Origin of the sequence: Corynebacterium sp. ES2775-CONJ, from assembly GCF_024814515.1 — a bacterium.
In the GTDB taxonomy this organism is placed as follows: domain Bacteria; phylum Actinomycetota; class Actinomycetes; order Mycobacteriales; family Mycobacteriaceae; genus Corynebacterium.
On the sequence record NZ_JANUXT010000005.1, the window covers coordinates 19851 to 40565 of the forward strand.

General features: G+C 54.5%; 11 protein-coding genes, 1 tRNA gene and 3 pseudogenes. 6 read left to right on the forward strand and 9 right to left on the reverse strand.

Annotated elements, in window-relative coordinates; all coding sequences use genetic code 11:
- Nucleotides 1–2: 2 nt before the first annotated feature.
- Nucleotides 3–2243, forward strand: coding sequence for a 3'-5' exonuclease (locus NXT01_RS06925; RefSeq protein ID WP_259079017.1), 2241 nt, complete (start codon nucleotides 3–5; stop codon nucleotides 2241–2243).
- Between the two features lie 388 nt (nucleotides 2244–2631).
- On the opposite strand, the gene NXT01_RS06930 is transcribed toward NXT01_RS06925, so the two are convergent.
- From NXT01_RS06930 to NXT01_RS06970, 8 genes and pseudogenes are all read right to left on the reverse strand, one after another.
- Entirely contained in the window at nucleotides 2632–3633 is a 1002-nt protein-coding gene (locus tag NXT01_RS06930) for a phage major capsid protein (protein ID WP_259079023.1), read from the reverse strand.
- Nucleotides 3587–3760: a hypothetical protein gene (locus tag NXT01_RS06935; RefSeq protein WP_259079025.1), complete on the reverse strand. Its 174-nt coding sequence runs from the start codon at nucleotides 3758–3760 to the stop codon at nucleotides 3587–3589. The genes NXT01_RS06930 and NXT01_RS06935 overlap by 47 nt, the downstream gene beginning before the upstream one ends.
- A gap of 57 nt (nucleotides 3761–3817) precedes the next feature.
- Nucleotides 3818–4611: pseudogene (locus NXT01_RS06940) on the reverse strand (head maturation protease, ClpP-related).
- A pseudogene (locus NXT01_RS06950) lies at nucleotides 4565–5841 on the reverse strand (phage portal protein). Before NXT01_RS06950 ends, NXT01_RS06940 begins: the two co-directional pseudogenes overlap by 47 nt.
- A gap of 434 nt (nucleotides 5842–6275) precedes the next feature.
- Entirely contained in the window at nucleotides 6276–6776 is a 501-nt protein-coding gene (locus NXT01_RS06955) for a hypothetical protein (RefSeq protein ID WP_259079030.1), read from the reverse strand.
- Between the two features lie 225 nt (nucleotides 6777–7001).
- Nucleotides 7002–8064: pseudogene (locus NXT01_RS09430) on the reverse strand (terminase TerL endonuclease subunit); the annotation flags it as partial.
- Between the two features lie 397 nt (nucleotides 8065–8461).
- Nucleotides 8462–8537 (reverse strand) — tRNA-Thr (locus tag NXT01_RS06965).
- 89 nt (nucleotides 8538–8626) lie between these two features.
- Entirely contained in the window at nucleotides 8627–9823 is a 1197-nt protein-coding gene (locus NXT01_RS06970) for a DNA polymerase III subunit delta' (protein WP_259079036.1), read from the reverse strand.
- A gap of 71 nt (nucleotides 9824–9894) precedes the next feature.
- Between NXT01_RS06970 and NXT01_RS06975 the strand changes: the two genes are divergently transcribed.
- Together NXT01_RS06975 and NXT01_RS06980 are read left to right on the forward strand one after the other, a co-directional pair.
- Complete coding sequence (locus tag NXT01_RS06975) at nucleotides 9895–11418, forward strand: adenylate/guanylate cyclase domain-containing protein (protein ID WP_259079038.1); 1524 nt, start codon at nucleotides 9895–9897, stop codon at nucleotides 11416–11418.
- Nucleotides 11419–11833: 415 nt separating this feature from the next.
- Complete coding sequence (locus NXT01_RS06980) at nucleotides 11834–13804, forward strand: OPT family oligopeptide transporter (protein ID WP_259079040.1); 1971 nt, start codon at nucleotides 11834–11836, stop codon at nucleotides 13802–13804.
- A gap of 51 nt (nucleotides 13805–13855) precedes the next feature.
- Here NXT01_RS06980 and NXT01_RS06985 read toward each other — a convergent pair whose 3' ends face one another.
- Complete coding sequence (locus NXT01_RS06985; protein ID WP_259079042.1) at nucleotides 13856–15262, reverse strand: hypothetical protein; 1407 nt, start codon at nucleotides 15260–15262, stop codon at nucleotides 13856–13858.
- A 453-nt stretch (nucleotides 15263–15715) separates the two neighbouring features.
- Here NXT01_RS06985 and NXT01_RS06990 point away from each other — a divergent pair, with 453 nt between their 5' ends.
- From NXT01_RS06990 to NXT01_RS07000, 3 genes are read left to right on the forward strand one after another with little or no spacing between them, the layout of a single operon-like run.
- Nucleotides 15716–18724: a DUF4040 family protein gene (locus NXT01_RS06990; protein WP_259079044.1), complete on the forward strand. Its 3009-nt coding sequence runs from the start codon at nucleotides 15716–15718 to the stop codon at nucleotides 18722–18724.
- Nucleotides 18724–19170 carry a cation:proton antiporter subunit C gene (locus NXT01_RS06995; protein WP_259079046.1) on the forward strand — a complete coding sequence of 149 codons (447 nt, stop codon included), beginning with the start codon at nucleotides 18724–18726 and terminating at the stop codon, nucleotides 19168–19170. Before NXT01_RS06990 ends, NXT01_RS06995 begins: the two co-directional genes overlap by 1 nt.
- Nucleotides 19170–20714: a monovalent cation/H+ antiporter subunit D family protein gene (locus NXT01_RS07000; protein WP_259079048.1), complete on the forward strand. Its 1545-nt coding sequence runs from the start codon at nucleotides 19170–19172 to the stop codon at nucleotides 20712–20714. Before NXT01_RS06995 ends, NXT01_RS07000 begins: the two co-directional genes overlap by 1 nt.
- Nucleotide 20715: the final 1 nt, after the last annotated feature.

The window sequence follows — 20715 nt, forward strand, 5'->3', positions numbered from 1 at the left end:
GCATGGTAAATATCACCATCCCCAAGATTTTCGAAGTAGCCCGCGAACTGAGCGATCCCACAAGGGCCTTGATCGACCAATTAAAGATCAATCCCGATGATGCCGCATTAGGAGTGATTACGCCCACAGCCGCGGTAGACCCGCGTGCCCGGTTGATACCCGTTGCAAATAATTCGCTCCTTGTGCTCTTTGATATAGCTGGTGAGTCAACTCGACAACTTCTCCTGATAGGTGTCTACCCATCTGAGCAAGCAATAACCAAGGCCGCACGCCTGGAAATGCAAGTCAACCCGGTTAACGGAATTACTTCGCTAGTAGAACATCAATCCCCACAGTCCGGGGAGGTAGAACCGGCAGATAAATCCGCTCCGCCAGCTGATGCCGGTACCGAGACTCTTATCAAACGCTTGGTACGAGAATCCTCCATGTCCAGTACAGATGCTTTGACGAGTCGGTTGATCAATGAGCTTGGATTCTCCTATACCGCAATCCATCTCTTAGAATCACTTGCCAGCATTGAGAGCTTTGTTCAAGCTGCTACCACCTTGCCGGCTTGGGAGGCAGATGCCGCCCAAGCCTTACTGGCCGGTATGACCGTCGATCGCATCAAGGAAGAATACGCCCTTGATCAACGGCCCATCACCGCGGATCAAACCGCGGATGAAAAGCTCGTAGCTGGACTCGCTCACCCAGCCGCACAGATGGAGTTTATTCATGATCCCGATGCTGAAGCGCTCCAGGCCATACTAGAATCCGCGGACTTTAATGCTTGGCGGATTTTTGTTCACCCGCAACAGCGCACGATTATTACGGCCAACCACAAAGGTGCAGCCCGGGTAACCGGTGGAGCGGGAACGGGTAAAACAGTTGTATTGATTCACCGCGCCAAGCATCTGATGAAAAATGCTCCCGAGGCGCGTGTACTTATGACCACCTATACCAAGAGCTTGGCTGAATCCTTAAAGCTTAATATGAATATCCTCGACCCGCGCTTCCTCGAAGCTAGCGAACCTGGTGAGGCTGGGCTCTGGATTAGCGGAATTGACGCCCTCATCTCCTGGGTGATGAAGACCGCCTCTAACAACGAAGTTTACACCGCCATCAAAGCGGTCACCGGGCTCGAAGAGTACACCCGGCCTAGGCCCTTAGACAGCAAAAAGGAAGTCTCTCTGTGGGAGGATGCGCTGCTTCTTAATTCCGTTGATCTTCCTCATGGCGCTGGTATTCCTAGCTTCCTCTCCGCGGAATACGAAGCTATTATCCTGGGTCAAAATATCACTGAGATGTCGGCCTATCTCCGTGCTCCGAGGCAGGGCCGCGGAGTCGCGCTCAACCGCTCGCAACGCAAAGCTGTATGGAATATCATGGCTTCCTTCACTAAAAAGTGCATGACTGCTGGTCGCGTACCATTTACGCTTCTAGCGGCATTAGCAGCAGCGGTAGTCGAACAGCGCGGGGAGACTCTTTTCGATCACGCTCTCATTGACGAGGCTCAAGATTTCCACGCTGGGCACTGGCGTTTCTTGCGCGCCGTAACAGCTCCAGGGCCAAATGACATTTTCCTGGCCGAAGATTCGCACCAACGCATCTACGGCCAGCGGTTGTCCCTACGCCAGTTCGGAATTGAAACCCGCGGCCGCGCTACCAAGAAGCTTTCGTTGAACTATCGCACCACCAAGGAGAACTTGCACTACGCAGTGCAAGTTCTCGAAGGAGTAGACTCCGAAAATTGGATTGACTCCACCGACGATGTGGATTCACTGTCGGGCTACCACTCGCTGCGCTCTGGTCCGCTGCCTCTCGTGCGTCACGCTAAAACCGACAGTGAAGAGATTGATATCGTGGCCGCGCAGATCAAAAAATGGTGGGAAGAAGCTCCGGACGCCCACATCGGTGTGTTACTGCGCTCGAATTTTAAGGTTTCTCAGGTATCCACCGGCTTAGAAGGTCATGGTATCGCTTCCCAAAGTCAACTCACTGCTCGCAATAGCTCTGATACCAATACCGTTACTGTGATCACGATGCACAATGCCAAGGGTCTTGAATTCACCCACGTAATTCTCATGGGTGTTTCGCGCGACGCCGTTCCGCAGCACTTCCGGCTCGAAGGACTCAGCGATCAAGATAGGCACAGCCGCCTACTCCAGGAGCGGGCTCTGCTATATGTGGCAGCCTCCCGCGCTCGCGACGCGATGATGATTACCATGTCGGGCGAGCCCAGTGAACTGTTGCCGGAGACTTAGGACCTGGGTGGCATTACTGTCTACGTGAGGCTGCGAGGGGATTAAAATACCCTGTCAAATGGTGGTACCCCACCTTGGCTCGTAGTTGATAAGCACCTTGCATGCAACCTACGGTTACCTCGGGAATGACCTGGGACCAAGCTCAGGGAGACGAGAAGGACAAGTGTCCACGCTATATTGAGTGCCGAAGATCGATCCAGTCGCCTACATCGTTGAAATTACTCGACTATACCGATCTGCAATCAGCGGTGGCTTGGGCATAGGTGTCTGGGTCTCTTCTCAGGTGCGATGCTGGCCCCAGCAATTTGGATCATACGAGAGCAGTGTATCGCATAAGCTAATGCGTTCCGCACCCCAATAGAGTCCCCGGCCCGTATCAACTATCTCTTTAAGGTCGAACTTTCGCCGGCTCTACACGCTCGATTATAGAGTGCCCAGCACGGTCAGCAGTCCAGTAGTAGGACAGGTCACCAAAGGCCACCGTCTTAGCGCCCGCCTTGAGTTCGGGAACAAAGGAACTAGTGTGGATGGGCCGGCCTAGGATCATGTCCGGCGCACCTGCCGTGAGAGCGGGTTGCCACAGGTACTGGCCCTGGTTGTCCTTGAGCTTACGAATCGCCTTCACCGTGCTGTCGATGGTCAGCCCCACGGCGTTCTTGCGGTACGGGGCACGCAACGCATAGAACAAGTCAATGAGCTCGTCTGCGGTAATCGCGGTTTGGCCGGCAGCATTGAGGCCTTCTTCGGCTCCGCCGGTCTTGGCGAAAATACCGGTGGGCTTATTAGACCCATCCCCAACCAGGGACGCTTCTTCCTCCGCAGCGCCGATACGACGCCCAAACTCGCTGGCCAAATGCGCCTCGATATTGAACGCAGAGTCGTCCAGAAGCTCTTCGGAGACCTTGATGAAAGTGGCGAGCTTATAAGCACCCGAGGTGACCTGCTTGAACGCTTCATCAGACTCTTGGACTGCTGCGCCCTCATCGAGCCAGTCGGCCTTACCATTGGTGGCAACCACCGGAACCTTACGATCACCCGATGTGGTGGTAATCCGCTTAGCCAGGGAGCGAATAATGTTCTCCTCGTTGAGCACTTCTACGAGGGTGCGTTCGAACTCGTCCGGCACCAAATAGCCACCTTCAGCGTCAGTGCCTTTCTTTAAGACGTTGCGTACTTCGAAGGGGTTGATTGCCATGCGCATGTCGTTCCGAAAGTTCTCCCGATACTCATCCGTAGTACAGTAAGGCACCACCTTGTGAGGCTCAGGAGTGACAGTGCCCGGGGTCATAGCCAAGGGTGCGGCAACCGGCTTGGAGAGCCGGGCGTCGAGTTCAGTGGCGCGTTCAGCGCGCGCAATCTCGCGGCCGAGTGCTTCGATTTCGGCTTCCATAGGTTTCATCGTCTTCGGCGGTCAGAATGCCGTTGTTGGCGCTCTGGCGTTCTTCAAGGAAGGCTTTGATCTTCTCCCAGGTCTCGGCACGCCGGGTTCGCAGGTCGTTAATCATCGTTGTAGTCATGGTGTGTCCTTTAAAAACACGAAGGTGGGTATAAGAAAAGCCCTGGCGCATCGGGCGCTAGGGCTTCAAGTAATCGAGGGCGGATAATAGGTCAGCGCCCGTGCGACCAGCAGGCGGCGGGTCAGGCTCACTTACTGAAGGCGATACCTCTTGCTCCACGGGCTGGCCGGCGTTGATGGCATCCAGCAGGCTGTTGGTGACTGCACGCCTCGAGAACACCATCGCTGACATGCCCGCATCCGGCTGTGCGGCTGGAAACGAGCTACCGGGGCTGATGAGGCGTCTGCGAAGCCCTGCTCAATGGCTTTGCGAGCGTCCATCCAGGTTTCCGCATCCATCAACTCCGACAACTCCGCACGGTTCATGTCCGTCTTGAGCTCATAAGCATTGAGAATGCTTCCCTTGACTTCGGCGAGCATGTTGATTGCGCGGAGCATTCCCTCGCTATCGCCGATCGCGGCGGTCGTAGGGTTGTGAATCATCAACATCACCACCGGCGACATCAACACCTCACTACCCGCCATCGCAGTCACGAAGGCGGCGCTGGCGGCGAGGCCGTCGATTTTGACGGTGACGTGGCCTGGGTAATCCATGAGCATCGAATAAATCTCGGCAGCTGCGATCACATACCCACCAGGGCTGTTAATCCACACGATAATGTCACCGTTACCGCTCGTGAGTTCGTCGCAGAACTCAGCCGGTGTGGCCTCGCCTGCGAACCAGGACTCAGGCGCAATCGGACCACGCAGTTCAAGTACGCGCTTGCCATCCGAGGCGGTGGTGTAATCCCAAAAGCGCCTGGCATTATTCAGGGTTTTCGGTGTGGGGTCGGCTCGCGTTGTCGCCGTCATCTGCATCCTCCTTAGGGTCACTGTCGGGTTCATTAGGTTGTGTTTCTAGTTGACTGTCCCGCATTTGGAGATAGGTGTAGTAGCTACCGGCTTGGGATAGCGGGAGCGTGTTGCCGTTGACCAGATACAAGTTCCCGCCATCCTCGGTTGGAATCAAATCCAAGTTTTCGAGCTGGCGGATGTCGTTGGCACTCATCCACCTGTTCTGCCTAGCGACCACATACCCCTGCATCCGGCTCGCGTAATCCCCGCGCAGCAGGCCCTAAAGGTTGAAGGCGATTGAGTAGTGGTCGCGATCTGGGCCGGTGAGCGGTGTTTTGGTGAGGGCTTGTTCCCACCTGATGACCCAGGGGTCGAAGGTGGAATGCGGAAGATGCGGGCGATTTCGTTGATCCGGAACTTGCGGGTCTCTAAGAACTGCGCTTGCTCCGGGCTGATGCCGATCGGCGTGTATTTCATGCCCTCTTCGAGTACGGCGATCTTGCCGGCGTTCTCAGACCCGCCGAAGGTGGACTGCCATGACTCCCGCACCCTCGCTGGGTCACGAATCGTGCCCGGATGCTCGAGTACCCCACTAGGGGCGGCGCCGTTGGCGAAGAACCGTGCCCCGTATTCCTCACAAGCTAGTCCCATGCCGATCGCGTTCCCGGCCATCTGAATCGGGCTGTAACCAAGCAGCCCATCAGACTCGAGGCCAGGAATGTGGAGGACGTCGGCTGGGGATAAAACAACCACCGGCGGTTTACCGGTGGTCTGCGGGCGGTAGGTGTACCTGAGTAGACCGGTGTCTGGGTCTCGGTTCACCACCATCTGCGAAGGCAGCAACGGGTAAAGGCCGATGGCCTCACCTCGGCCATTGCGGATGACTTGGGCATAGGCGTTACCTCACGGCAGCAGGTGGGTCATGAGGGTTTCGCGGAATACGAAGGAGGTCATTTCCGCATTGGGCTCATCATGCAGCACCCGGTACAAGGGGTGCCCCACTGCCCGCTCGTTGCCGCCAGTTGTGCCTTCGCGCTGCTGATACAGGTGCAACGGCAAGGATGCGACGGCTTCGGCGAGGATGCAGACGCAGGCGTAGACAGCGGTCATCTGCATCGCCTAGCGCTCCGTCACTGTTTTAACCGAAGACGTAAGAGAAGCGAAAAACTCAGTGTTCATCAAAGACCACGAGTTGGACGCTGTGGGTGGGTCTGGTGGTTTGAGGCCGAGCCAGGATAGGAAGCCCATCAGATACTCCATTCGTGAAAAACAAATGTAGGGTGTGAGAACCTAGGTTAGGTTTCACACCCCACATGGATTGGTTGGTGTTTGCAGTCGCGGTACGCAGGCGAGTTATTTAGGCTTACGAGACCTAGCTGTAAGCAACTCTTATGCGACTGCTAATTATTTTTAGAACGCCGCCACTTAAGCGTCTGCGCCATATAAGTCAGACCGCAAACAGCGGAGCAGATCATCAAAGGTATGGCCACCCACCATCTTCCCGGCCAGGAGATACCTGCGGAAATAGATGATAGAAGTAGGCAGGAAATGCCGACCCAGAACAGGTTTTCGTTGAGGTCTTTTGACATTCTTATCACCAGCTCAGATCAGTCGCTAAAGCAACCGTCGACAACGCCATCAAAGGAGAAAATTCGAGAACAAGACTGGCTGCCTGTTCTCCGCTATTGATAGCAACAGCTTAACTGGCTTCTGCGATGGCCTTCGAACGGCTCAATTTTTTTCTCATTGCGAACAACCTTGTAAGCATTGATCGCTGTTTTAGCTGCCGCGCGTGCGCCGCCAGCCGCATTAATGACGGTCTTCAACTTGGCAACTTTCGAAAACACGAACACGTTTGCGACGAGGGCCTTGATGATGCCCCATGCGCACGCACCTACACTCGCTCGAGGTTGTCCAACAAATTGAAGCTTCCCGCTCTTCCACTGCTCAAAAGACTCCTCGTCCTTCAGCGCGCTGTCGAGAATCGACTCGATGAGGCTAAAAGCCATTTCAAGTTCAGTCTCATTTAGCTCGCCGGCATATTCGAGGCTAGAGACCTGCGTAATTTGATTTCCCGTCGTGGGCGCTTCTGCAGCAACGGCGAAACCTGCGGTCGTGATAGACAGTGCACAAGCGTTAGCCACTGCGGTGATCGAGTAGAAGGTACTCCTCGTGAATTTCATAACATTTCTCCTTGCGTTTCGTTCCAGAATTCTGGTGATTCCTGGGGAGATTCATGTCCGGCAACTCCTAAGCCGACAAAACAAGTGCCTCAGCGACGAGAACCACTGTTTTGCGTAAGGCGCTTCTTTCTGTTCTTACTACGTGGAGCGAGCAATAATGAATCACTCTCAACCATAAAGTTGTATGGAACGTCATGCTATCCGGATTTGACTGATACAAATTTCCTAGAGCATAAGTAGCCCACGACTGTCATAGACCGACTCACTGGCTGGGCCTGCGCCGCATCTGATAGCGCGGTCGAGTCCCATGATGGTGGCCACCACGCCGTCAATCTTCTCGGTGCTCTATTTCTTTGTCGGTTTTGATGTTCCCAGCTGGGTCGTGTCGGATGAAAATGTTGTCCATCATCCAGCGCAGCACCGGGCGACCATCATGGGCCATTTTGCCCTCCAACACGAGCTTCGTCAGTTCTTTGGTTGGTGGGCTCATGTCCTTAAAGCCTTGCCCAAAAGAGACGACGGTTAAGCCCATGTGGTCGAAGTTTTGGGTCATTTGGACTGCGCCGCACCTGTCGAAAGCTACTTCCCGCAGGTCATACTCCTCACTAAGCTGCTCGATATGTTGTTCGATTGCATCGTAGTAAACCACGTTGCCTTCGGTGAGGTTTAAGTGGCCTTGGCATTCCCACAGGTCGTAGGGCACGCGGTCTTTGAGGTCATGTTTATCAATATAGTCTTCGGGTATCCAAAAGTGTGGGACTACGAAATAAGGCTCATCAGTCTCGGTGGGTGGGGAGACTTAAACGAATGCCGTAATATCGGTCGTGGATGAAAGGTCTAGGCCACCGTAGCAGACCCTACCTTTGAGCTGCTCTACAGTGAAGGGGCGTTAGCACGCGTCCCAGGCTGCCATGGGCATCCATCGCTCGGATTGTTTGACCCACTGGTTCAAACGTAGCTGACGGAAAGAGTTTTCCTCAGCCGGATTCTGCCTGGCGTTTTGACAGGCTGCTCGTACTTTGTCGATGCCGACCGTGATGCCAAGCTCGGATTGGCTCGTGCCCGTACGTCCTCATCGGTCCAGTCGTCATCCTGGGCTGCCCCGTATATGACCGGATAGAAGGTCGGGTCAATCTTGCGGCCCTCAAGGATGTCCCTAGCTTATTAGTGTGTCTCGTAGTACATGCTGGTGGTGTCGGACCCGGCTGTGGTGATGAGAAAAGTAGAGAGGCTGGGTGCGTGCATCCCCACTGCCTTTGGTCATTACGTTGAATAGGCGGCGGTCGGGCTTGCGGCACCAAGTATGGAAGATGTTTTATGTTCTTCGTTCTTGAGCCCTTAAGTTTCTCAGCCGCTGAGGGTGACCGGTCCCACTCAGGATGGGAGACCTTGTTCCCAACTTCGAGTTCGCCCATTCTATTGATGGGGTCACCACCATACTGCTAAGCGGTTAGGCGTACTGTGAAACGTTTAGGCATACTGCAAAACGACTAGTGCCTCAGCCACCCCAAAACTAGATGAACTCACCGCCCTCAGACCACCCTCAGCCGCAAAAGCGCCCTGTCACACGCACTACGTGCCGGGTACGAAAAGCCGGACACTCACTTTCACGCAATATCAAGGGAAAACAGGCCACCCGGCCAGCGCCAGCCCAACAACAGCATGTATCCGTTTGGACTGGATAATGGAGCCGCCTGTGGGAATCGAACCCACGACCTTTTCATTACGAGTGAAACGCTCTACCGACTGAGCTAAGGCGGCGCAAACGAGCTCTCTTCCACAACGGGAAGTAGCTCTTAGTCCACGCGGTGATTCTACATGATAACTGTGCAGATTTTCCAAATCGCTTATTAGCTCACCTTGGCAGCGATCCTCAGTCGCCCCACCATCGCATCCAGCGCAGCCTCGGGGCGCACATTGAAGCTAAAAGCCTCACGGCATTTCTGGATTCCATCGAGCGAAGCGATCAGCCCTTCAACTCCAATGGCGGAAAGCTCTCTAGCAAGCCCTTCCATATCGGGGTGGATGGGATCGATGGGGGACTGAGAGGCGATCATTAAAGCGTCGCGGTAAAGACCCATGAGATCTACTAGTTGCATATCCAGCACATCGCGAATGGCGCGCGTTTCACGCTTCTTTTGTTTTGCTTCAAGTTCCTTGATGTGGGAGGCTGCGCCCCCGAGTGCTTTGTGCGCCCCTTTTCCTTTGGCTCCCATACCAAGGGCGAGCCGCAGTTTATCAATCTCGCGCTCGTTTTCGGGCGCGAGGTTATCTATGGCAAATTTTTTCGCGCTTTTTACGATATCAGTCACTGCTTGGAAAGCTTGATCCCCGTGGCCTATGAGTTCGGCGAGGTTGAGGATCGCGTATCTGCGTTCTCTGGTTTTTTCGTCCCGGGCTAAGTGTCTGGCGCGACCAATATGGTGGCCACTGGCTGCCGCGGCGAGGTGCGCGACCTCGGTAGGGATGCCGTCTCGTATGAGAATCGCAGCCACTTCATCGCGGGTGGGCTGGGGGACGTAGATATGCCGCGAGCGGGAGAAGAGGGTGGGAATAATATCGTCAGGCGACGGTGCGCATAAAATGATGACGGTACGAGCGGGTGGTTCTTCGACAGTTTTGAGCAGCGCGTTGGCGGATTGTTCGGTCAGCCGGTCGGCGTCGTCAAGAATCACAATACGCCACCGCCCCACGGTGGGAAGCCCTGCTGCTGGTTCGATGACCTCGCGGCGCATCATCTCCACACCAATGGAGAGTTCACGCGGGATAATATGGACAACATCGGTGTGGGCGTCGCGCCCCACTTTTGTACACGCTTCGCAGCGGCCACAACCTGGTACGGGACCGGTGCATTCGAGAGCGGCGGCAAAAGCGAGGGCTGCAACCGAACGCCCCGAGCCCGGTGGGCCGGTAAATAGCCACGCATGGGTCATGGCACTAGAGGCGGAACCTGCACGTGCGGCTGCTGCAGCACGGCGTAGTTCCTCAGCAACGCGTGCATTAATGCCGAGTTGATTAAAGATATCGGGTACTGAAGAGTCGGTCACGCTTCCCAGCGTATTAGCATTATCAACTTTTCGTTGGGTGCCACGGGTTCAAGGCGGTTAAAGTTAGGGCCATGGAAAAAATGTGGGGATTCGTGTCCTGGCTGGCCAAGACTTCGTGGCCCCTATATACGGCCACGATCATTAGTTCGAACCTGTTAGCCGCTATAGGCATTATGGCTTTTGTTAATGTGCTGCTGCCGGTGGATAGTTTCGATATTTTAGCCCAGGCTCCACACATGGAACCCATTGGGTCTTTGCTGCTAATCACGGCGGTCACCACAGGAACGATCGCGACCTTTATCCTCTTCCGCCCCATCTTTGACTGGCAGCGTGATCCGGATCGCCACGATCCAAATATGGTACGCAATCTAGTCATGCGCATACCCTTTTATCAAACTGCTATTTGTGTGCTTTTTTGGGCGCTAGGAACGGCGATCATGGGCTTTTTCTCCGCCCGCACCTCCCCCAAATTAGCTGTCGTCTTAGTAGTTTCCATGCTGTTTACCACGCTCATGGCGGCGATGTTTACCTACCTGGAATCGGAACGGATCGTGCGCCCGATTGCGGCAGCAGCCATGGCACGTCGTTTTGAAGATTCCACACTGGAACCGCCGATTAAATTCCGTTTACGATTGACGTGGGCACTTACTTCTGCGATCCCTATATTGGGAATTCTATTGCTTTTAGTAGGCCACCGTTATGGGTATTTCCTGGGGCGCTTGGATGCTCTTATTCCAGCGATTGCAGCTTTGGCTATTGCGGCATTAACAGCCGGATTTTTGGGAACCACGTTGGTTATCATGAGCGTGGTGGATCCAATTGTGGAACTCAAAGCCGCTATTAATAAGGTGCGCCACGGAGATACGGATGTTCAAGTAGATATTTATGATGGCTCCGAAATCGGTTCCTTACAGGCGGGCTTTAACGAAATGATGCGGGGGCTCAAAGAACGTCAACGAGTCCGCGATATTTTTGGCCGCTATGTTGGTATTGAGGTAGCCAGACGCGCTTTGGAGGAGCGGCCGGAATTAGGTGGAGAGAATCGCGAAGTGGCGGTGCTTTTTGTCGACGTTATCGGTTCGACAACCTTTGCGGTAGATAATGATCCCCAAGAGGTCGTTGAGGAATTAAATCGATTCTTCGAACATGTGGTTGAGGTGGTGCACCGCAATAAGGGGTTTATCAATAAATTTCAGGGCGACGCTGCACTCGCGGTCTTTGGAGCGCCCTTGGCCTTATCGGATTATGCTGGTCACGCTTTGCAAGCGGCTCGAGAACTGCGTCAAGGTTTAAAAGGGATGCGACTCGAGGCTGGTATTGGGGTGACGGCTGGAACCGTAGTGGCCGGCCATATTGGAGGTCAGAACCGTTTTGAATACACCGTTATCGGCGATGCTGTTAACGCGGCGGCACGCCTAACGGAGATTGCCAAGGATACCCCTGGAGCGGTTATTACCAACGCGGCAACTTTAAGATTAGCCAATGAAGCTGAGCAGGCGCGGTGGACCTTAATGAAATCGGTGGAGTTGCGCGGGCGCAATGCCATGACGCAATTAGCACGCCCAATTAGGCCGACATTGGCTGACCGATCCTAGTTGCGGGTGACCTCGTTATACCGACTCGCAATACCTACTTCTTACAATCATGAGATAGTAGGGTTTGTCACATTTTTCAGCAAAGAGTTTACAGTGTTCTCGCCGCGGATATATTTCTAAACACCCTCCAAGCACTGCCGAAGGCTCAATCTCGTCGCTGCCGATTAACCCGTTGTCCTTATATCTGTGAATGTATACACAAATAGACAATCTGATAGGTATAGCTTAGGATTTTCGATATCAATCGCCGATTTTGGGGCTTATTTTCGCAAGAAGATGGAGGTCGCTCCGAGATTTACTAGCACCGTTTTTGCTCGCGTCTTGGTGTCAGCACTTTCCTTTGCAGCTACGAAATTGGAGATTGTTTTCTCAACAGTTTCCACACCCTCACTTCAGGTAGCAGAAAGGCGGACGCGTGTCTCTTACTCATACACAGACCTCTCGTGATGTCCGCGAATTAACAATTCGCTCCATCATTCTCGGTGGTCTTATAACTCTCATTTTTACTGCGGCCAATGTTTATTTAGGCCTCAAGGTTGGTATTACTTTCGCTACCTCTATCCCAGCTGCCGTCATCTCCATGGCTGTGCTGCGCCGATTCGCCGATCACTCGGTGGTAGAAAATAATATTGTCCAGACTATCGCTTCCGCAGCAGGCACGCTCTCGGCCATTATCTTCGTCCTCCCTGGTTTAGTCATGATCGGTTTCTGGTCTGGATTCCCTTATTTCACCACCGCCGCTGTATGCGCCCTCGGCGGCACGTTAGGCGTGATGTACTCCATTCCTTTGCGCCGCGCTCTCGTTACCGGCTCAGACCTGCCGTATCCCGAAGGAGTGGCGGCCGCTGAGGTGCTCAAGGTTGGCGATAGCAGCGCCGATGGATCGGCTGCAGCTGAAAACCAGCAGGGATTGAAAGTAATCATCGCCGGCGGTTTGGCCTCGGCAGGATTTGCTCTCTTAGCAGCCATGAAAGCAGTTGTTGGTGGGGTTTCCTATCCTTTTAGGGTTTTTGCTGGCGGCACCATGATCGGCGGTTCCTTTTCGCTAGCCCTTATCGGCGTGGGCCACCTAGTGGGTGTTGGTGTAGGTGTGGCCATGATTGCGGGGCTCCTGATTTCTTATGGCGTCCTTTTGCCATATTTCTCGGCCGCAAGTATAACCTCCGGCACAGAGCTTGCCACCGCTGTGAGCACCACCTTTGGTACCGAAGTGCGCTTTATTGGTGCTGGCACCATGGCAGTAGCCGCGGTGTGGACACTCGCTAAAATCATCGGCCCCATCATTAAAGGCATCAAGGAATCCATCTCCTCCTCTCAGCTGCGGCATAGTGGCCAGGAGGTGCCTATTACTGAGCGCGATATTCCTTTTAAGATCGTTGTTGGCGTTATTTTAGCTTCGATGCTGCCCATCGGTGCTCTTTTATATCTCTTCGTTAATGTCACCGAGATCGCCCATCACACCACCACCCTGGTGCTGCTGAGTATTCTCTTCGTCCTGCTCATCGGATTGCTGGTGGCTTCGGTCTGCGGGTATATGGCGGGTCTGATCGGTGCCTCCAACTCCCCTATCTCGGGCGTCGGTATCATCGTGGTTTTGGCTGCTGCGCTGCTCATTAAGGCCGTAACCGGCGATGAGGCTGATAGTAATGCGCTCGCGCTGGTGGCCTATACGCTCTTTACATCCGCTGTGGTCTTTGGCATGGCTACGATTGCCAACGACAATTTGCAAGACCTCAAGACCGGCCAACTCGTCGGCGCTACCCCCTGGAAGCAGCAGGTAGCCCTAGTAATCGGTGTGCTGTTCGGCTCTTTGGTAATCCCCCTTGTGCTCGAGCTTATGCTCTCTGGCTTCGGCTTTGTGGGTATGGAAGGTGCGGGGGAGAATGCCCTCGCCGCACCCCAAGCTTCCCTCTTATCGTCGGTTGCCAACGGAATCTTAGGTAGCTCCCTTGACTGGTCACGGATCGGTCTGGGTGCCCTAATCGGTGTCGTTGTCATTATTATCGACGAGACTTTGCGGAAAACTACTCAGGCCCGCTATACCCTCCCCCCACTAGCTGTGGGTATGGGCATGTACCTCCCAATCGCCTTGACGCTGATTATTCCAATTGGCGCCTTCTTGGGTCGTGCTTATAACCACTGGGCCGATAAACAAAATAATCCTGAGTTCTCCAAACGCATGGGTACTCTTCTGGCCACGGGACTTATTGTGGGCGAATCCCTCTTTGGTGTCCTTAATGCGGGCATCATTGGCGCCACTGGCTCCGAGGAGCCTCTGGCCCTCTTCGACTTCGGCGAGGCCACCAAGCTCATCGGTATTATCGTCTTCGCTGGCCTTGTAGCGGGCTTGTACCGCCATGTAAAGATGCTCAGTTCGAAAGTTTAAAGCGATAAAAATCCCCCTCAAGAACACTGCGGGTACCTTGAGGGGGATTTTTTATGCCTGCGTCTTCTTTGTCATCCATAGGCTGCCCAGCGCAGCAAGGTTAAACCCGATCAAGACACCAATCGCGAGAATAACAGCAGCCTGCGATCCAGAGTTTCCAAGTGCTACCAGCGCAGCCGTGGGATAGTGTACTGGGAATAGCGCACTCAGTGCCATCCAGGTACTGTGAGTTTCGTTGATAGCGGCGAGATGCCAGGCCCAGCCCACCACAGCGATCTGCCCGACTGCTATAACCAGGCTCAGAATCTGGGCCACAACGTCGCTAAAGTGACGGGATAGCACCATCCCAGCCATCATTGATGCCAGGGAAACGAGGCCGAGGATGAGCGCGACCATCGCACTATCTCCCACGGAGGCTCCGGTCGTGAGAATATGGAACGAAATGGCTCCGACAAGAGAAATCAGAACTGTAGTTAAGGCCATTATCACCCTATGATTGCGGCTGGCAAGCGCGGAGCCGAGCAGGATGAGCGCTGCGATTAGAAAACCATACATGGGGGCTAGGGCTTTGGTAATACCCTGCTCCTCTGCCTGCTCAGTTCCTACTGGGGCAATAGGCATAGCGCGTTGTACGGCTCCTATGCGATCTTTGGTTAGATTGGCCATATCATTAATCCGAGCGGCCCCGCCCTTTAGCTGCTCGACTGCTTGGAGGGCTTCACCTGCCCCATTTTCTAACTGGACGAGCCCATCGGCTAATTCCTTGGAGCCCTTGGTGGCGGTATAGACGCCGTCATGATAGGCAAATCCTGGGGCAGCTAGCTGATTAGCTACCTCTCGCGATCCGTCGCGCAATTTTTCCAACTGACCTTTGAGAGCTGGGTCAATCTGGAAAGTCATGGCGCGCTCTCGAAGGTCTTTGAGGTTGCCTTTTAAAGCTATTACTTCAGGATCCTTCGAGTCCTCGATTTGGGCTAGATAGTTATCGAGGGCGCTAATGATTTGCCCGCGCACTACTTCAAAGCCGACCACCTGGTTCACGGCCTGTTCCACACCATTAGCAACGTCGGTGGCCCCAGCGCCAAGGCTACCGGTGGCATTTTGCAATTCCACCAAACCTTGGCTCAGCTGTTGGGAGCCTTCCCGTGCGCGGCGAATTGGATCCTCTATATCCGCGGTGGCGCCGTCAATCGCTGCGGTGGCATCGACGAGTTCTTTCGTGCCGCCTATCAGGAAGCCGGCCTGGGAGTTTGCTTCGCCTGCCGCTCGTCGGGCTTGGATAAGAGCCGAATCGTCGACGGCTTGCGGGGCTCCTGATTTTTCCTCACCCCGCGACCACGAATCAGCAGGGTCAATGCCCTGGAGGACGGTAAAGATCGCTCCGACCACGAGGGGGAGGCTTAAGAGGAGGATAGCGATAATACGCTGGAGGGTTTGTGAGATACGACGCTGGCTCATAGTTCTCTACGGTATCGGGGGCAGCGCAGGTGGTGGCTAAGGCACACCGTCCATCCTACTGAAAGATCTACTCAAGAATTATTTACGATCAACTGAGAACCCCCGAGTAACTCCCGCAAGATCCATCTATCAAGCTCTGTTACGTTCATTACACTTTAGAGTATTAAGGCGTGTGGGTCACTAGTAGTTTGATTCACAAAAATAGCGCACTAGCACGACCTTTAGGGCACTCTGGTAAGGTTTACACGGTTGGTAAATAGTCCCTTCAAGTTAATGAAAGCAGGCACCCTGATATAAGAGCACCGCACGGCCGATAGATGATGTGCTATACCGCAATCGTTTCTCTAGGTGGATGAATAATTGCGGCGACAGTGCGCTTCGGCCGCGAGATCTTAGAAGGGGGTGTCAACTCCTTGGTACCTTGGTGTACCTTGGGGGTGAGATTTAAGCCTCGTGTCTTTAATTGTTATTCCACTACTGTCGGCGTTAGGCGTTGCCGCGGCACCTGTGTTGGTGAGGATACTCGACCGCCGTGCCGGCTGGCCGCTCGCTGCCCTTTTTATTGCGGCAGCAGCGCTTTTGGTACCGCACCTCGATGCCATCTTCTCCGGTAACGCCCTCGAATATAGTTATACTTGGATTCCCAATCTTTTGGGTTCCGGCATTGATATTAACCTAGCGTTGCGAGCTGATTCCCTTAGCGTTTTCTTCGCACTGCTTGCGCTGTGCATCGGTGCAGTCGTCTTCATTTATTCATCTGGATACCTTTCTAATGGTGAAGGCAACACCAGCTTCTACACCATCATGACAGCGTTTATGACCTCGATCTTGCTGCTGGTATTCGCCAATGATGCGTTTGTGTTATTTATCGCTTGGGAATTAGTGTCCCTAGCCTCCTTCATGCTGATCGCCCGCTCCGGCGGCGCCGGTGGCGAGAAGGGCTCCCAGCGCACCCTGATTCTTACCTTTATCGGTGGGCTCACCCTGCTAGTAGCCATGGCCATCGCCGCAACTCAAGCCGGAACCACATCGATCTCAGGTATTTTGGCTTCTCCCTTCTGGGCGGAAAAGCCGACGATGACCATGGTATTGGCGGTGCTTATTGCGATTTCTGCTTTTACAAAATCCGCTCAGCTCCCCTTCCACTTCTGGCTTCCGGAAGCTATGGCCGCAGCTACTCCTGTTTCGGCATTTCTTCACGCGGCAGCTGTGGTTAAGGCCGGCATTTACGTTCTGATGCGTTTTTCTGCGGTATTCCATGAGGTTCTTATGTGGAATTATCTGCTCATTATCGTCGGTATGACCACGGCCGTTGTGTCCTCGTTCTTTGCTATTCAAAAGACGGACCTGAAGAAGCTTACGGCCTATTCCACGGTCTCCCACCTCGGCTGGATTGTAGCCACAATCGGTGTAGGTACACCCTTTGCTTTGGCTGCGGCTTTGGTGCACACCTTGGCGCACGCGCTGTTCAAGTCTTCCCTTTTTATGCTCATTGGCGTGGTAGACCACCAGACGGGAACCCGCGATTCCCAGCGTCTCGGCTCCTGTTGGCGCAATCTGCCCTTTACATTCACCTCAGTGGTGATTGCTGCGAGCTCCATGGCTGCTCTTCCTCCGACCTTCGGCTTTATCTCAAAAGAAGGCATGTTGGCAGCCTTTGAAGAAGCACCCTTTGCAAACTGGGGAGTCGTACTGCTTCTCATCGCTGCCGCCATCGGCGCATTCTTCACCTTTACTTATTCCGCACGCATTGTCTTCGATGGCTTCATCGATGGCGAGCGAGATATGAGCGCGGTCAAAGAAGCAAAGCTTTCCCTATGGCTACCAGCGGCTCTCCCCGGCCTGCTCTCTCTACCTCTCGTAGTAGTCGTAGCAGCTCTCGATCGTCCGATCGCCGCCGCGGTAGGTACTATTAGCACCGCCCCTGACCTGCATTTAAGCCTGTGGCACGGGATTAATATCCCGCTGATCATCTCCATCGTGGTTCTAGTGGCGAGCTTCATCGGCGTGTACTACCGTCACGCAATCTGGGCGCTTATGACGCACCGCGAAAGCCTGCCATTTAGCGGCAATGATCTGCTGCAACGATTTAATCAAGGGGCCAGCACCGTGGGCAAAATCTTTGGCACCATGGCTGATCGTCTCTCCCCGGCGCGGCATTTGGCCTATGTCTTTGGCCTCATCATTCTCTTGGGCTCGGCAGTAACGATTCAGGGACTCATCAATGGCGGTATCGATTCGGTGGCTCTTCGTCCTCGTATTGAGGGCACCGATTCGCTGATTGATCTCATACCTTTGTTCATTATTGCCCTCAGCTTACTGGGATTGGTGCGGACCCGCCTGCGTCTTACTGCGGTCCTCCTCGTGGGTACCGCCGGTATTGGTGTGACCTTCCAGATGCTCATGCTTGGTGCCCCAGATGTGGCTCTTACCCAGTTCCTAGTTGAGGCACTGACCATTGTGATCATGATGTTGGTTATCCGGCAGCAGCCGGATAAATTCCATCCAACGAAGAAGCGTCGGCAAGTATTCGGAGCCCCCATTGCTATCGCCATGGGCATCATGACCTTCTTGGGTTCCTATATGCTTTTGGGCCGGCACGAGCGCAGCGAAATCGGCCTCTGGTATCTCAACGAAGCTCCCGGGATCACCGGCGGCGATAATGTTGTCAATACCATCTTGGTGGAGTTCCGTGCTCTCGATACCTTAGGAGAACTATCGGTATTAGGCATGGCTGCGGTTGTAATCGCCGCAGTTGTGACGTCGATGCCGCGCTACCCCTTCTACCCCGGTACCCACCCTGCGCCTTTCCGCCAGGCAACCGTGAACTCCATTCCACTGCGCACCCTGCTGAAGGTTTTGGTTCCGGTGCTCTTGATCGTGAGTGTGCTCATTTTCTGGCGCGGACACAACCAACCTGGTGGTGGCTTTATTGCTGCCTTAGTGGCTGGCTGTGCCATGATGCTCATCTATATCAGCTATGCCCACGATCACCGTATTTTCCCTGTAGCTATGCCTGTGTATCTCACCGCATCGGGTGTGATTACCGCGGTTGTGGCAGGCTTTATTGGCCTTAGCCATGGTTCTTTCCTCTACGCCATTCACGGCCATATCGGCGATCAGCACCTCACCACGGCGCTCATTTTCGACGTCGGAGTGTACCTTGCGGTGATCGGCATGCTGTCTATGGCTATTAATGCCCTGGGAGGCTATTTGCGCCCGGGCATGGAATACCAAGAATTGAATTTCACGCGTGAGAAATCCCCTCTCTGGCAGCCCATGAAGGTTCCAGATTCCTTCCGTGATTTCGATCCTGAAGATCGCCACGCTGAAGAGGCTCCGGAACAGCACCGTATCGAAGAAGCAGCGCGCCGGGAGGCGGCTGCCTTGCAAGCTGATACGGATATGCACCAGGATGCCATTAACCAAGACGCCATCAACTCGGAAGAAGGGAAGCAGTAGTGATTCTCTCAGCTACCATCGCCATCCTTGCCGCAGGTGGTGTCTACCTGGTCCTGCAGCGCGGCATGTTGCGCATCATCTTGGGCATGACGCTTTTTAGCCATGCCACTAACCTGCTCATCGTCTCGGCTGGCGTGACTGCGTGGCGCGGGGAACCATTCCCGTCGATCACCGATCTCAGCGCCGCCGCTGACCCTCTCCCCCAGGCTTTTGTGCTCACGGCTATCGTGATCGCCATGGCCACCACCACCTTCATGCTCACTCTTGCTGGCGTGGGCCGCACGGATGATACCGAGGCCGAGATGATTAGCGACGAGGATTCGCCGCTGCAAACTCTCGGTCGTTCCACGACCACCGCTGAGGTGGCCGCCCACGAGGCGCATCAGGCAACTCGCCGCCGCGCCCCTTATCGCAGCCCCAAGAGCGCGAAGGGAGAAGATTTTTAATGGAATACGCGTATACTCTCCCACTCTTTGTGGGTATCCCCCTATTATTCGTCGGTCTGGCCGCGGTTATCCCGTGGCGCTTAGTCCGCGATGCTCTTATGCTCATCGTGCCTGTGGGCACCGGCCTAGCCGGATTGTGGCTTTATGCGCTGACCGCTAGCCACGGCGTGATCGCGCATTCTGTGGGCCTTTATATTGGCGGCGTAGCCATCCCATTTGTGGGTGATCAATTCTCTGCCCTGATGATTGTCACCACCTCCATTGTGGCGTTTGTAGCCAACTGGTTCTCGATTGTGGTTGGTGAAACTCGGGCTCGATTCTTTAATGCACTGTCTCTCATGCTGCTCACAGGAGTGATGGGTGCCCTTTTGACCGCAGATCTCTTCAACTTCTTCGTGTTCATCGAAGTCATGCTGCTGCCCTCCTATGGTCTGCTCGCCATGACTGGCACCTGGGCACGCCTGTCAGCGGGGCGCACATTCGTCCTAGTGAACTTAGCAACCTCTACCATCCTGCTCGCCGGCGTGGCAGTGGTTTATGGCGTTGTGGGCACAGTCAATATAGCCGCCCTCCGTGGTGTGGCAGCCGGTCATGGTCCTGCCACCGTAGCCATGGGTATCGTTGTCATCGCTTTGGTGGTCAAGGCTGGTATCTTCCCTGTTCACACATGGTTGCCGCGTACCTATCCCGCTACCTCTGCGGGCGTGATGGCGCTCTTCTCCGGTCTGCATACCAAGGTGGCTGTCTATGCCCTCTTCCGGATATATACCGTGATCTTCGATCTCGATCAGCGTTGGGCCACTCTCATCATTGTGGTCGCTGTTGCCAGCATGGTGGTGGGTTCATTCTCTGGTTTGGCGGAGAATACCATGCGCCGAGTGCTGTCCTATCAGATGGTTAATGGAATGCCTTTTATCTTGGTCACTCTCGCCTTTAGCGCTGGCCAAGCACGCATAGCCCTTGCTGCGGGCATTCTGTATATGGTGCACCATATGATCACTTTGGGCTCGCTGATTTTGACTGCAGGAGCTATTGAGGAAACGTATGGCAATAACTCCTTGCGCAAGCTCTCTGGCATTATGCACCGCGATCCACTGGTGGCCGCGGTCTTCGCAGCAGGCGCGTTTTCGGTTGTTGGCTTCCCTCCTTTCTCCGGTGTGTGGGGCAAACTCTATATCATGATCGCTGTGGCTCAAGCTGGTTCGGTTGCCGCATGGATCGTTCTCGCGGTGATGGTGATCGCCTCCTTCGCTGCTTTCCTGGCCATGCTGCGCGTGTGGCGCAAGGTCTTTTGGGGTGGGGTTATGAATAAATCCCGTATTCCTTCAACGTTGCGCGTACCTTTTAGGCGTATTGCTCCTGCGATGTCGATGATGGTGATCTCCTTGGCCATGTTCATTTTCGCCGGCCCTCTCGTGGGCGCGATCCACGATGCGGCCGCGCAACTTCTCGATACTGAGGCTTATGCCCAGGCGGTACTGATCAGCGATAAGGGTGCCCCGGTTGCGGTCGCCTCCGATTCCTTTGTGCAGGCAGGACGGTAAA